We start from the raw sequence: 14,554 nt of genomic DNA on the forward strand, positions 1-14,554 counted from the left end.
TAAATTAATACCGCAGTTTTTCTGTGAGATTATTTTCTATCCCCGTTTGATAACCATACATTAAAAAAGTTTGGTAACTATCCCCCATATTAGCAATGTTTGGATAACGTCCCCATTGTTTAAAACCTTGTTTTTCAAAGGTTTTACGGCTAATAATATTTTCTTCAATCACATAAGCCATTAAGGTGTTAATATCACGAGAAAGCATTTGCTCTTTCATAAATTGTAGAATATGCGAGCCATAACCATGCCCTTTCGCATTATTATCTAAATAAATACTAATTTCTACAGTATTATCAAAAGCTGCACGTGGATAAAAAGGTGAGAAAGTACACCAACCAAGAATTTGAGGTTCTTGATTTAATTGAATAATATTATCCAAGACCCAAATGGGATATTTATCACTATTTAAATGAAATTCAAACCAACCTAAGCGACTTTCTTGGGTAACAGGTTCTAAATCTGCCGTGATTCGTCTAGTCGGGATGGCTTGGTTATAAATATCAATAATTTGTGGATAATCTAATTTATTGGCAACTCTTATAATCATATTTTTTGTTAGGATAAAGTATTAGATAGAATAATTTTTACTTCTGTGCCACCAGTATCTCGGTTGTGGATACTGAGTCTGGCATTTAACTGTTGGCTACGTTCTTGCATAATATTCAAACCATAATGACCATCTGGTTCATTTAAGCTTGGGATACCAATCCCATTATCTCGTACTAATAATTCTTGTTCTCCATCTTGATTTACGTGTGCAATTATCTCGATTAAGCTTGCTTTTGAATGTTTAATGGCATTAAGTGTTGCCTCTCGAACAATTTGTAATGCATGAATTAATTGCTGTGGTGTAAAGGTCTGTGATGGCAATGTACAATCAACGGTCATTTGAATATTCGTTTGATTACGTAATGAATCAATAACTTGTTCAAGTGCTAATTGTAAATTAGCTTCTTGTACGGTCAAGCGGAAAGTTGCTAATAATTCTCGCAATTGAATATAGCCATCACTTAAAGCTTGTTCGAATTCCTTAATAATATTTAAACTTGTTTGCTTAGATTCAGGTTCATTTTTATGCAAATTATGTTTAAGTAAGGTGAGTTGAATTTGTAAAAAGGATAATACTTGTGCTAGAGAATCATGCAATTCTCGGGCAATAATTGAGCGTTCCTCCATTAACAGCAATTGTTGTTGCTGACGTTGGTTTTGATTTAAATAAAGTGCGCGTCCTAGTAATTGTGCGATATTTTCCATTCCACGAGGATCTGGGCAAGGTAAACCTGCTTGCCAACGCAATACACCTAATTTATTGCCTTCGCTTCCAATAGTTTGTTCTTGCCAGCTTTGTGTCATTGATGCTTCACCGAGCTTAATATTCCATTGTGAAGATTCAATTAAATCTAATTCAAAAGCACGTAGATGTTCAGTACCCATGACATGTTTTAGGACTTGTAATAGTTTATTACGATTAATCTCATTTGTGCTTAATTCTTGTGAGCAATGATATAACATGGCTAAAGAGCGGTTAATTTGATTTAACTTTTGGGTTTTTTCTGTAACTTTTTCTTCGAGGTTTGAATAGAGTTTATTCAGTTCGGCAGACATATGAGTGAACGACTTAGCTAAACGACCCAATTCATCATTTTTATTTATATCTAGGGGGATGTGGTTGAATTGACGCATTTCCACTTGGATACTTGCACGCATTAATCGGTTAAGCGGATAGACAATTTCCTTATTGGTGTACCAGATTAAATAAGAGGCTAATATTACAATTAATAGCATGGAAATAATAAAAATTAGGACAGCAAATATAACCTTTTTTTCAGCAAATTTCTGCAATGCAAAAACAAATTGATCCACTTGATCAACATAGCTAGTAATTTGAGAGCGATACGTTTGTTGCTTATTCTGTTGTGCATAGGTTTCCATTTCTTGCCAACGACGCACTAAATTTGAATAGGCTTGTTTCACTTCTGTTGGCGTTAAAATGCTATGACGAATATTTACTAAGGAATTTGAATGGAGGCTAACACGGTATTGTCGTAGCCCTAAATCTAGTTTTTCAGGTTCATATTCCATGGTGTAAATAAGGCGATAGCTCTGCATACGTAGTGAGCCCGCTACATTAATTAATTCAGCATCAGATTCATTGCTCTGCATAATAGCGAAGCTAAATGATGTAATTAGTCCTGCTAATGTGATAATAAGTAATAAATAATGTGCAATTCGAGTAGTGACAGAGTTCTTTTTAATTTTTACTTTTCTGATTAAATCTTTCATTAGTTCTGTGCCTGTAAAGCATGGAAATAACCATTATGGAATATTAAGTGGAGCTAAATCATAAGTATCTTTTTAATCAAGATAACTATTCCATAAACATTAATTTTTTGTGTACACAATATAAACCATGGTATCGCTTAATGCGAGTAGTGATAGTCAAATATATTTTATATTTTTAGCTAATTCTATAAAAAGAAATGTGACAAATTAGGAAAAAAATAGGAGGTTATTTATCAGTAATGTTAAGCATTTGTAAAATAAAATGGTATTTATTGTTTCATATCAAAAAATATATTGATTTATCAGCATAAATACCCCTTTCGGGTGGTTTTTTATTGATGATATGCGGTCGATAATGCATCATCTGAGAAAGGTATCGCATGTAAATTAAGGGATATGGAATGATGGAAAAAGAGTTACCTCGTCGTCAATTTTTGCGAGGTGGTTTTTTAAAATCATTACAGTCTGAAGCGGTAAAACAACAAGGATTTCAGGGTGTAAGACCACCTTGGGCAGTGGCTGAAGAGCAATTTATCACAAGTTGTACAAGATGTGGCGATTGTATCCATGTATGTGAAACCAAGATTCTGGTGAAAGGTGCGGGGGATTATCCTGAGATCCAGTTTAGTCATGGTGAATGTACTTTCTGTATGAAATGTGTGGAAGTTTGCCAACAACCTATTTTTAGACCTAGAGCAGAATCTGCTTGGCAGCATAAAATAGAAATTCAAGCAGGTTGTTTAGCCTTGAATCATGTGGAATGTCGTACCTGTGAAGATAACTGTGAAAGCCGAGCGATTCGTTTTAAGCGTCAGCTCGGCGGTATTGCCACTCCAGAGGTTCAATTAGATAACTGTAATGGTTGTGGGGCTTGTATTTCAGTTTGTCCTGTACAAGCAATTAAACTTTATTATGAAGAGCAATGAAAGACGTAGAAAAGTTAAATATTATCAATAATCAAGATAATTGGTATGTTTGTAGTTTAATCGTGCAGGCACGTCCTGAGAAAATGGAGCAAGTGAAGAAAGCTATTCTTGCATTGCCTGGCACAGAAATTCATGCTGAGAAAATCGAAGATGGTAAGTTAGTGGTTGTCATGGAAGCCTCTCATCAACCTGAGCTAGCAAACAAGATTGATAAGGTGAAGGATATCTCTGGAGTGATAGTGGTATCTTTAATTTATAACTATTTAGATGAACAGAATTAACTGTATTTAAAATTGACTAACGTGGGGTATGTTATGGAACTCAATCGTAGAGAGTTTGTAAAAGCGAATGCTGCTGCAGCAGCGGCTGCTGCAGCAGGGATTGCGATTCCTGTAAAAAATGTATATGCCGAAACCGATGATTCAGGTATCCGTTGGGACAAAGCACCGTGCCGTTATTGTGGTACGGGTTGTAGCGTGCTTGTAGGGACTAAAGATGGTCGGGTAGTAGCAACTCAGGGTGACCCAGATGCAGAAGTAAACCGTGGTTTAAACTGTATTAAAGGTTACTTCCTATCTAAAATTATGTATGGTGCTGACCGTATGCAAACACCAATGTTGCGTATGAAAAATGGTAAGTTTGATAAAGAAGGTGATTTTACACCAATTTCTTGGGATCAAGCCTTTACCATTATGTCAGACAAAATCAAAAAAATTATTAAAGAGAAAGGTCCTAACGCAGTTGGCATGTTCTCTTCAGGTCAGACAACTATTTTTGAAGGTTACGCAAAAGTAAAACTTTGGAAAGGTGGTTTCCGTTCTAATACTATTGACCCAAATGCCCGTCACTGTATGGCATCAGCTGCGGTTGCATTTATGCGTACATTTGGTATGGATGAACCTATGGGCTGTTACAATGATATCGAAAAAACCGATGCCTTTGTACTTTGGGGTTCAAACATGGCTGAAATGCATCCGATTTTATGGTCACGTATTTCAGATCGCCGTTTATCAGATAACAAAGTTAAAGTTGTGGTTATGTCAACATTCGAACATCGTTCATTCGAATTAGCAGATACACCAATTATCTTTAAACCACAATCAGACTTAGCAATTTTAAACTACATTGCTAACTACATTATTCAAAATGATAAAGTCAATTGGGATTTCGTAAACAAACACACTAAATTTAAACGTGGTGAAACGGATATCGGTTATGGTTTACGTCCAGAACATCCTTTACAACAAGCAGCTAAAAATGCGAAAACTGCGGGCAAAATGTATGATAGTGATTTTGAAGAATTCAAAAAAATCGTTTCTGAGTATACATTAGAAAAAGCCCATGAAATTTCAGGTGTACCAAAAGAACAACTTGAATTATTAGCAAAAATGTATGCAGATCCTAATCAAAAATTAGTGTCTTTCTGGACCATGGGATTCAATCAACATACACGTGGTGTATGGGTGAATCAAATGATGTATAACGTACATTTATTAACAGGTAAGATTGCTATTGAAGGTTGTGGACCATTCTCATTAACAGGTCAACCATCAGCTTGTGGTACTGCTCGTGAAGTAGGAACATTTATTCACCGTTTACCTGCAGACATGGTTGTTACTAATCCTAAGCACCGTGCAACGGTAGAAAAATCTTGGGGATTACCAGAGGGATTCATCTCAGATCAATTAGGTTTCCATGCGGTTGCTCAAAGCCGTGCCTTAAAAGATGGCAAACTTAATTTCTTATGGCAAATGTGTACTAACAACATGCAAGGTGGTCCAAACATTAATGAAGAAATTTTCCCGGGCTGGCGTAATCCAGATAACTTCATTGTAGTATCAGACCCTTATCCATCAGTATCAGCAGTATCGGCAGATTTAATCCTTCCAACTTGTATGTGGGTTGAAAAAGAAGGTGCTTATGGTAATGCAGAACGCCGTACTCAATTCTGGCGTCAACAAGTTAAAGGTCCTGGTGAATCTCGTTCAGATGTATGGCAATTAGTCGAATTCTCTAAATATTTCAAAACTGATGAAGTATGGCCAGAAGAATTATTAGCGAAAGCCCCAGAACTTCGAGGCAAAACTTTATATGAAGTCCTTTATCGTAATGGCAAAGTTGATAGTTATAAAGTGCCTACAAATGTTCCAGGATATATCAATGATGAAGCAGATCACTTCGGTTTCTATTTACAAAAAGGTTTATTCGAAGAATATGCTGAGTTTGGTCGTGGTCATGGCCACGATTTAGCATCATTTGATACTTATCACCAAGTTCGTGGTTTACGTTGGCCTGTAGTGAAGGACGAAAAAACTGGCGAATATAAAGAAACATTATGGCGTTATCGTGAAGGTTATGATCCATATGTAAAAGCTGGTGAAGAAGTTAAATTCTATGGTAATCCAGATGGTAAAGCGGTGATTTTAGGGGTGCCTTACGAAAAACCTGCTGAAAGTCCAGATGAAGAATACGATTTATGGTTATGTACAGGCCGTGTACTTGAACATTGGCATACAGGTACGATGACACGTCGTGTTCCTGAGTTACATAAATCCTTCCCAAATAACTTGGTATGGATGCATCCTGAAGATGCGAAGAAACGTGGTTTACGTCATGGTGATCAAGTGAAAGTAATTTCTCGTCGTGGTGAAATGATTTCTCATATTGATACACGTGGCCGTAACAAAACCCCAGAAGGTTTGGTTTTCTCAACATTCTTTGATGCGGGTCAGTTATTAAATAAAGTTGTACTTGATGCAACAGATCCAATTTCATTTGAAACCGACTATAAAAAATGTGCGGTTAAAGTGGTGAAAGTGTAGTTATGTTAGTGGGTGGGCGACTTTGCCCATCCAACTAAAATAAATAATTACATGAAAAGTGCGGTGCTTTTTTAACGAATTTTACCGTTCTACTCAAGGAAACCACTATGAAAATGGATCCAAATCGTCGTCAATTCTTAAAAAATGCTACCCGTACGGCTGCTGGTGTGTGTGGTGTTGGTGTTATTTTAGGATTGCAACAGCAACAAAGTGTTGCCAGAGAGGGCGTAGCATTACGTCCACCTGGTGCATTACCAGAGAAAGATTTTTTAGCTGCTTGTACTCGTTGTGGACAATGTGTGCAGGCATGTCCTTATGACATGTTGCACTTAGCATCTTTACTTTCTCCTATGGAAGCTGGAACACCTTATTTCATTGCTCGTGATAAGCCATGTGAAATGTGTGTGGATATTCCTTGTATGAATGCTTGCCCTACGGGTGCTTTAAGTGAAGAGCTTAAAGATATCAATGATTCAAGAATGGGTTTAGCTGTATTGCTTGACCATGAGACTTGTTTGAACTGGCAAGGGTTGCGTTGTGACGTATGTTATCGTGTTTGTCCATTAGTGGATAAGGCGATTACATTAGAAAGAATACATAATGACCGTACGGTAATTCATGCAAAACTTATTCCAACTGTACATTCTGATGCTTGTACAGGCTGTGGTAAGTGTGAACAAGCTTGTGTATTAGAAGAAGCTGCAATTAAAGTGTTACCGATGGATCTTGCGAAAGGTTTATTAGGCCGTCACTATCGTTTAGGTTGGCAAGAAAAACAAAATGCGGGTAAATCTCTGGTTGAAGACGTTCATCCAGATGGTTTCCGTTCTTTTGATGCTCGTATGCCTGAAGGTAAGGTTGAACCAACATATCAACCTATGCAGGTTCAGCCAAATCAACGAGTGGCAACACCTAGTCGTGCAACCCAAGACTATGTGCCTAATTCAACTACAGTGGATGCGCCAGAACATTTCCCTAATTTAGATCTCAATCTTAAGGGGTTAAAAGATGGCACAAAATAATACGTTTAAAGCAAATTCTCCTAGAGATGTCGGACTTGAAGCTCGACAAAAATTAGGCTGGTGGCATGCCTACCGATTCATTATCCTACGCCGTTTAAGCCAATTAAGTATTATCTTAATGTTCTTAAGTGGCCCATTTTGGAATGTATGGATTTTGAAAGGAAATTATAGTGGTAGTTTATTGTTTGATACAGTTCCTATGACTGATCCATTAATGACTGCCGAAGTGCTTTCAACAGGTTATTTACCTGAGTGGAAAATGTTGATTGGTTCACTGATTATCGTGGCATTTTATGCAGTGGTAGCAAGTAAGGCCTTTTGCTCTTGGGTTTGCCCATTAAATATGGTGACTGATACCGCAGCATGGTTACGTCGTAAATTAGGTATTCGCCAGTCGGCTAAAATTCCACGTGGATTACGCTATGCCATCCTTGTGATGATTTTAGTGGGGAGTGCAGTATCTGGAACTTTATTATGGGAATGGATCAATCCAGTTGCTGCTTTAGGCCGTGTGTTTGTATATGGATTAGGCGCAACATTATGGTTAGTAGCAGTAATCTTTTTCTTTGATTTACTGGTTGCTGAACATGGTTGGTGTGGTCATATTTGTCCAGTGGGTGCGACTTATGCATTAATTGGTGCAAAAAGTGTAATTAAAGTGGGCGTTATTGATCGAGATCGATGTGACCGCTGCATGGATTGCTATAATGTCTGCCCAGAACCACAGGTTTTAAGAACACCATTACATGGTAATCCTGATGATAGCACAATTGTGTTATCCAAAGATTGTATTACTTGCGGACGTTGTATTGATGTCTGCCCTGAACATGTTTTTGAGTTTACCTCTCGTTTTGCGAAACAAGGTAACAGAATTATTTAATTACTATACGGAGTGAATTATGAGAAAGTATCTCATTATATTACTTACAATGATGGCTGGATTTGCATTTGCTGAAAGTAATATTGTAAACCAAACCGAAGTGCCTTCAAGTATTGAGGGAATCTCAGAAAAAGTTGACCCTGCGTTTCAAAACCCACAAAAAAGCCGCAGTAATATTCCTGTGACTTTTATTAATCAACCTCCTCTTGTGCCACATAGTATTCGCGGTTTGCAAGTGACTAAAAATGTTAATCAATGTTTAGGTTGCCATGGTTTAGATTTTTATAAAACTACAGGGGCCCCACGTTTACCACAAAGTCACTTTATTACTCGTGATGGTGAAGTGAAAGAAGGAGAATCACCACGCCGTTATTTCTGTTTACAATGCCATGTTCAACAAACTGATGTGGATCCTATTGTACAAAATAAATTTGAAACTATTAAACGTACTCAAAATAAATAATCGGGGTGATTTATGGAAGCATTAAAATCTTTTTGTAATTGGTTTAAATCACCAAGTAAAATGGCGGTTGGTGTTGTGGTTTTACTTTCTGCAATTGCGGGTGTTTTATTATGGGGCGGTTTTAATTTAGCAATTGAAGAAACAAGTACTGAAGAATTCTGTTCTCAATGTCATATGAATGATGTGGTGCCAGAATATCGTCAAACTATTCACTATACTAATCATAGTGGGGTGCGTGCCGCTTGTGCAGATTGTCATTTACCACATGAATTTATTCCTAAATGGGTTCGTAAAGTACAGGCTGCAAAAGAAGTATATAGCTATTTCATGGGTCATGTTGATACGAAAGAAAAATTTGAAGCTAAACGTTTAGAAATGGCACAAAATGAGTGGAAACGTATGAAAGCGAATAACTCTCAAGAATGCCGTAACTGTCATAACTTCAATTCAATGGACTTCTCACAACAAAAATCTGTTGCAGAGCGTATGCATACAGCTGCAATGGCTGAAGGCAAAACCTGTATTGATTGTCATAAAGGAATTGCTCACCAATTGCCGGATATGCATGGTGTTAAATCAGGTTTCTTGAGTGAAGATGCCAAAAAAGAAGAAAAATAATAAAATCTTGTGAAAACAGACCGCACTTTTTATAGGTGCGGTCTTTTTTTATCCCTCATTTTCCCCTACACTATAGACATTTTCAGTCCATATAAAAAGAATCAAATGCGCTTATTAATTTTAACTCTTACTGCGGTGCTTTTATTATTCCAATATGATTTTTGGTTTGGCAAAAACGGTTATTTAGATTATAAAGAAACCGCCAGTGAAATTGCTGTTCATAAAGAAGAAAACACTAAGCTTTCACAACGTAATCAAGTGGTTGCCGCGGAGATTAAAGATTTACGTGAAGGGGTGGATGCAATTCAGGAACGTGCACGGTTACAATATGAATTAGTGAAGCCTAATGAAACTTTCTATCGCATCTCAAAAGAAAATAAATAATGGCTGAATCTCGTTCAATTATTGCCGTCGTTCCTGCTGCTGGTGTGGGAAGTCGTATGCAAGCAGATAAACCAAAACAGTATTTACAGTTATTAGGTAAAACTTTATTAGAGCATACCTTAGATGTTTTATTGAGTTATCAACCTATTCAACAAGTGATTATTGCAGTTGCCGAAAATGATCCCTATTTACCTCAGTTAGCTATTACTCAGCATCCTAAAATTAAAGTGGTAAATGGGGGAGTTAACCGAGCCGATTCTGTATTTAATAGCTTGCAAGCAATCACTGATAAAAGGGCTTGGGTAATCGTTCATGATGCAGCACGCCCTTGTTTAACTCATGAAGATTTAGATAAATTATTAAAAATTACTGATGAGCAAGGCGCTATTTTAGCCATTCCCGCTGTGGATACCATTAAACGAGCAACCCCCCAGCTACAAATTCAAAAAACCGAAGATCGTAGCCAATTATGGCTAGCTCAAACTCCTCAATTTTTTCGTGTAGATCTATTAAGTCAAGCACTACAGTACGCAAGTGAACAAGGTTTAGTGGTAACGGATGAAGCTTCTGCTATGGAATTTTCTGGTTTTCGACCGCACTTAGTGGCGGGACGTAGTGATAATTTAAAGGTCACCCGTCCTGAAGATCTTGCTTTGGCGGAGTTTTATTTAAGCCGTCGCTCAAATGTAATATATTAATTATCATACTGGGCTTTGAGGCTCATTAGTGATTTAAAAGGAAAGGAATAGATATGATTCGAATTGGTCATGGTTTTGATGTGCACGCTTTTGGTGAATCTCGTCCATTGATAATTGCAGGTGTGGAAGTCCCTTATCATACAGGTTTTATTGCCCATTCTGATGGCGATGTCGCATTACATGCATTGACTGATGCCCTATTAGGTGCGGTTGCTTTAGGGGATATTGGTAAATTATTCCCTGATACTGATATGCAATTTAAAAATATAGACAGTCGTATTTTATTACGTGAAGCCTTTCGTCAAGTGCAAGAGAAAGGTTATAAAATTGGTAATGTGGATGTTACTATTATTGCTCAAGCCCCTAAAATGCGTCCTCATATTGATGCTATGCGTACCGTGATTGCCACAGATTTACAATGTGATTTAACGCAAGTGAATGTAAAAGCTACGACCACTGAAAAACTCGGTTTTACTGGACGAGGTGAAGGCATAGCCACTGAAGCTGTAGCATTATTGGTGAAAGTCTAATGTTAGCCCTTTCTTATTTACAAACTCCACCAAAACAGACCGCACTTTTAAAGTCAGAATGTGCGGATTTTATTGTGAAAGAAGAACTTGGCTATGAAATGTCAGGTGAAGGAGAGTTTGTCGCAGTTAAAGTACGTAAAACAAATAACAACAGCATTTATGTAGGTGAACAATTAGCAAAATTTGCGGGAATTCCTCTGCGCAATATGGGATATGCAGGCTTAAAAGATCGTAAAGCTATTACTGAACAGTGGTTTTGTTTACAAATGCCAGGTCAAGCAACACCTGATTTTAGTCAGTTCAAAATAGATGGTGTAGAAATTTTGCAAGTAACAAGACATCATCGAAAAATTCGTATAGGCAGTTTAGTTGGTAATTATTTTGAAATCTTACTGCGTAATATTGTGGAAACTGATGAACTAAAAGTGCGGTTAGAAAAAATAAAAAATTTTGGATTTCCTAATTATTTTACTGAACAACGCTTTGGTAAAGATGGTCATAATCTTACTCAAGCCATGCGTTGGGCAAGAGGTGAGATTAAAGTTAAAGATCGTCAAAAACGTAGTTTTTATTTATCTGCAGCTCGTAGTGAAGTATTTAATTTGGTCGTCTCTGAACGTATCCAGCAAGGCGTGGCAAACCAAGTATTAGCTAATGATATTCTGCAATTAACAGGCTCACATAGTTGGTTTGTGGCAGATGAAAATGAAGATTTAGCGATTTTGCAAAACCGTTTAGCACAACGAGATTTACAACTGACAGCACCTCTTATTGGGGAAAACGCCCAAGTTGCTTGTCAACTTGAAAATCAAATAGTGGAGCAACATCAAGAGATCATTCACTTGATGAAACAGCAACGCATGAAACCAGCTCGCCGTCCAGTTTTAATGCAGCCACAAAATTTTCAATGGGCATTTGGCAAAGATGGACTCACCTTAAAGTTCTACTTATCAGCGGGTAGCTATGCTACCGCTTTAGTACGTGAATTGGCGTTGGTGGATGAAACAATTTAATAATTGATTAGATAATATAATTTTTCGGATAATAAAATGAATATACTCCTTTCTAATGATGATGGTTACCATGCAGAAGGCATTCAAACTTTAGCAGTAGAACTGCGTAAATTGGCGGATGTCACTATTGTGGCACCAGATCGCAATCGTAGTGCTGCCTCAGGTTCATTAACACTTGTCGAACCTTTACGTCCTCGTCGTTTAGATGATGGAAATTATTGCGTCAATGGAACACCAGCAGATTGTGTTCATTTAGCACTCAATGGTTTTTTATCTGGTCGTATAGATCTTGTGGTTTCAGGTATTAATGCTGGGGTAAATTTAGGTGATGATGTTCTCTATTCTGGAACTGTTGCAGCAGCATTAGAAGGCCGCCACTTAGGTCTACCCGCAATTGCAGTATCATTAGATGGTCGTCAGCATTATGATACCGCGGCACGTATTGTATGTGATCTTATTCCTAAATTGCATACACAACTGCTTAATCCTCGAGAAATTATTAATATAAATGTTCCAGATCTTCCTTATGAACAAATTAAAGGAATTAAAGTTTGTCGGTTAGGATATCGAGAATCAGCCGCGGAAGTAATTAAACAACAAGATCCTAGAGGAGAAAATATCTATTGGATTGGACCAGCAGGACTACCAAAAGATGCTTGTGAAGGCACTGATTTTGATGCGGTAGCAAACGGATATGTGTCAATTACCCCAATTCAGGTTGATATGACCTCTTATCCTTCAATGAAGGCTTTACAAGACTGGTTAGAAAGTGAATAATTAATCAGTTCTATGCACAACTTATAGTTAAGGGCATTATTTTGAAAATTTTCGGTGCAATGTATGACAAAACGATGGAGTGGTCAAAACATCGTTTTGCAACATTTTGGTTATGTTTAGTTAGTTTTATTGAAGCTATTTTTTTTCCTATTCCACCTGATGTGATGTTGATTCCAATGTCAATGTCAAAACCGAAAACAGCGATCCGATTAGCGCTTTATACAGCTATCGCATCAGTTATTGGTGGTATGATTGGTTACGCTATCGGTTATTATGCCTTTGATTTTGTGCAAAGTTATATTATTAAATGGGGTTATCAACAACATTGGGATACGGCGATTTCTTGGTTTAAAGAATGGGGTATTTTAGTTGTTTTTGTGGCAGGATTCTCACCGATCCCTTATAAAGTTTTCACCATTGCTGCTGGTGTGATGCAAATGGCTTTTATTCCATTTGTGATTACTGCTTTTGTTTCACGAGCAGCACGTTTTTTATTAGTCGCTAAATTAGCTGCTTGGGGCGGTGAACGTTTCGCAGCTAAACTACGTAAGTCAATAGAAGTGATTGGCTGGGCGGTAGTTGCTTTAGCGGTGATCGCATATTTAATTTTAAAATAGGGTTGAATAAAATGAAAAAATTAGCAATTTTGTTGTCTATGATTGCAGCATTGTCTGCTTGCTCCTCTGCTCCAGAAGTAAAAGATGAGAATGCTTTACCAAATGGTATTATGCAACCTGTAGAAGGAACAGGAGCCGTTGCCGGCGGTAGTTTTATGCCTGAAGTTCAGCAACAAAGCATGCCTGCAAATATGAAATAATTAAAGGAACATATAAATAATGAAAAAATCATTTTTGTTATTACCTATTGCTATTGCAGTTTTATCTGCTTGTAGCTCTTCGTCAAATTCACCAGCACCTGTAGAAAGTGTAGATGGTTCTTTAAGCCCAGGTATAATGCAACCTGTGGATAATAGTTCTTCTGGATCATGGCAACCTGAAGTACAGCAAAGTTCAATGCCTGCAACAATGAGTGGTCCTGTGACTACAACTCCAACTATGCCAGCATCAATACCAAGTGCACCAGTAGCCACTCAGCCTGCTGTGCAAACTTCTGTTACGCCACAAACCAAAACAGTGTGTAAAACAGTGACGAAACAAAAACCCAAAATAGACAAATCTGGTGCAACATCAAGTAAGAATTTAGAGATTCCTCGTAATTCAACGACGAATGCTCCTGATTATAGTAAGATTGATAAAGGTTTCTATAAGGGTAGCACTTATACTGTAAATAAAGGCGATACAATGTTTTTAATCGCTTATATTTCTGGTATGGATGTAAAAGAATTAGCTGCATTAAATGGCATGTCAGAGCCTTATAACTTAAAAGTTGGTCAAACATTGAAGGTTGCTAATGGTTCAGCCGCTTCAAGTAAAACTGAGACTCAAACAGTGACAGAACAACAATGTACAGAGGTGCCAGTTGAACCATCAATTACATATACTGCTGGGGCTAATGGTACGCAATATGGTTCTGATGGAACAGTCACTGGACCAGTTAAGGCCTCTGCTGGTGCTGCCGCACCTACGGTTAATACTACAGGACCAATTGTGGCAAGTGCGGGTAATGCAGCAGCTAATCCAGGTGTAACAGCAGGAACGGCTGGAACAATCACAGCTACTGCAACCACCGGTGGTGTGATAGCTGGTACTGCATCAAGTACGCCAGCACCAGTTTCTAATATTGCTTGGAAATGGCCAACCACTGGTAAGGTTATTCAAGGTTTCTCGGATTCCGATGGTGGTAATAAAGGGATTGATATCAGTGGTTCAAAAGGTCAACCAGTTTATGCCGCTGCAGCTGGTCGAGTAGTGTATGCAGGTAATGCATTACGAGGTTATGGTAACTTAATCATTATTAAACATAATGATGACTTCTTAAGTGCTTATGCTCATAATGATAGTATTTCTGTAAGCGATCAAGAAGAAGTGAAAGCGGGTCAACAAATTGCGAAAATGGGTAGCTCTGGTACAAATAGTACTAAGTTACACTTTGAGATTCGTTATAAAGGTAAATCAGTGGATCCAACCCGTTATTTACCAAGACGTTAATTTAGGTTGATGGAAAGGCTGATCTGT

General features: G+C 37.7%; 17 protein-coding genes. 15 read left to right on the forward strand and 2 right to left on the reverse strand.

Translation table 11 applies throughout. The annotated features are described in order from the left end of the window. Positions 1-4 precede the first annotated feature (4 nt). Positions 5-550: a GNAT family N-acetyltransferase gene (locus BN1226_RS00355; RefSeq protein WP_005760881.1), complete on the reverse strand. Its 546-nt coding sequence runs from the start codon at positions 548-550 to the stop codon at positions 5-7. An 8-nt stretch (positions 551-558) separates the two neighbouring features. After that, on the reverse strand, positions 559-2,286 hold the full coding sequence (gene narQ, locus BN1226_RS00360; RefSeq protein ID WP_044469535.1) for a nitrate/nitrite two-component system sensor histidine kinase NarQ: 1,728 nt from the start codon (positions 2,284-2,286) through the stop codon (positions 559-561). Between the two features lie 401 nt (positions 2,287-2,687). On the opposite strand from narQ, the gene napF reads away from it, so the two are divergent. The 15 genes from napF (at position 2,688) to nlpD (ending at position 14,527) form a co-directional block, all read left to right on the forward strand. Further along, a complete protein-coding gene (gene napF, locus BN1226_RS00365; RefSeq protein WP_044469536.1) occupies positions 2,688-3,212 on the forward strand; it encodes a ferredoxin-type protein NapF in 525 nt (174 codons plus the stop codon). Then, complete coding sequence (locus BN1226_RS00370; RefSeq protein ID WP_005760940.1) at positions 3,209-3,493, forward strand: chaperone NapD; 285 nt, start codon at positions 3,209-3,211, stop codon at positions 3,491-3,493. The genes napF and BN1226_RS00370 overlap by 4 nt, the downstream gene beginning before the upstream one ends. 33 nt (positions 3,494-3,526) lie before the next feature. Continuing rightward, entirely contained in the window at positions 3,527-6,034 is a 2,508-nt protein-coding gene (gene napA / locus BN1226_RS00375; protein WP_044469537.1) for a nitrate reductase catalytic subunit NapA, read from the forward strand. Between the two features lie 107 nt (positions 6,035-6,141). Next, positions 6,142-7,056, forward strand: coding sequence for a ferredoxin-type protein NapG (gene napG, locus BN1226_RS00380; protein ID WP_005760729.1), 915 nt, complete (start codon positions 6,142-6,144; stop codon positions 7,054-7,056). Beyond that, on the forward strand, positions 7,043-7,936 hold the full coding sequence (napH, locus tag BN1226_RS00385) for a quinol dehydrogenase ferredoxin subunit NapH (protein WP_044469538.1): 894 nt from the start codon (positions 7,043-7,045) through the stop codon (positions 7,934-7,936). Before napG ends, napH begins: the two co-directional genes overlap by 14 nt. Before the next feature lie 19 nt (positions 7,937-7,955). Then, positions 7,956-8,399: a nitrate reductase cytochrome c-type subunit gene (locus tag BN1226_RS00390; RefSeq protein ID WP_044469539.1), complete on the forward strand. Its 444-nt coding sequence runs from the start codon at positions 7,956-7,958 to the stop codon at positions 8,397-8,399. Between the two features lie 12 nt (positions 8,400-8,411). Further along, positions 8,412-9,017 carry a NapC/NirT family cytochrome c gene (locus tag BN1226_RS00395; RefSeq protein WP_044469540.1) on the forward strand — a complete coding sequence of 202 codons (606 nt, stop codon included), beginning with the start codon at positions 8,412-8,414 and terminating at the stop codon, positions 9,015-9,017. Positions 9,018-9,122: 105 nt separating this feature from the next. Next, positions 9,123-9,401: a cell division protein FtsB gene (gene ftsB / locus BN1226_RS00400; RefSeq protein ID WP_044469541.1), complete on the forward strand. Its 279-nt coding sequence runs from the start codon at positions 9,123-9,125 to the stop codon at positions 9,399-9,401. Beyond that, entirely contained in the window at positions 9,401-10,099 is a 699-nt protein-coding gene (gene ispD, locus BN1226_RS00405) for a 2-C-methyl-D-erythritol 4-phosphate cytidylyltransferase (protein ID WP_044469542.1), read from the forward strand. Before ftsB ends, ispD begins: the two co-directional genes overlap by 1 nt. Before the next feature lie 53 nt (positions 10,100-10,152). Then, positions 10,153-10,629 (forward strand): 2-C-methyl-D-erythritol 2,4-cyclodiphosphate synthase, encoded by a 477-nt coding sequence (gene ispF, locus BN1226_RS00410; protein ID WP_005760764.1) that lies wholly within the window; start codon positions 10,153-10,155, stop codon positions 10,627-10,629. Next, a complete protein-coding gene (truD, locus tag BN1226_RS00415) occupies positions 10,629-11,642 on the forward strand; it encodes a tRNA pseudouridine(13) synthase TruD (RefSeq protein WP_044469543.1) in 1,014 nt (337 codons plus the stop codon). The genes ispF and truD overlap by 1 nt, the downstream gene beginning before the upstream one ends. Before the next feature lie 36 nt (positions 11,643-11,678). Further along, a complete protein-coding gene (gene surE, locus BN1226_RS00420; RefSeq protein WP_044469544.1) occupies positions 11,679-12,419 on the forward strand; it encodes a 5'/3'-nucleotidase SurE in 741 nt (246 codons plus the stop codon). Positions 12,420-12,460: 41 nt separating this feature from the next. Beyond that, on the forward strand, positions 12,461-13,036 hold the full coding sequence (locus tag BN1226_RS00425) for a YqaA family protein (RefSeq protein WP_005760758.1): 576 nt from the start codon (positions 12,461-12,463) through the stop codon (positions 13,034-13,036). Between the two features lie 11 nt (positions 13,037-13,047). Next, positions 13,048-13,236 (forward strand): hypothetical protein, encoded by a 189-nt coding sequence (locus BN1226_RS00430; protein ID WP_005760870.1) that lies wholly within the window; start codon positions 13,048-13,050, stop codon positions 13,234-13,236. 19 nt (positions 13,237-13,255) lie between these two features. Further along, positions 13,256-14,527, forward strand: a complete 1,272-nt coding sequence (gene nlpD, locus BN1226_RS00435) for a murein hydrolase activator NlpD (protein ID WP_044469545.1) — start codon at positions 13,256-13,258, stop codon at positions 14,525-14,527. The last annotated feature ends 27 nt before the right edge of the window (positions 14,528-14,554 follow it).

This window comes from Mannheimia massilioguelmaensis (assembly GCF_000940515.1).
Taxonomy (GTDB): Bacteria; Pseudomonadota; Gammaproteobacteria; order Enterobacterales; family Pasteurellaceae; genus Basfia; species Basfia bettyae.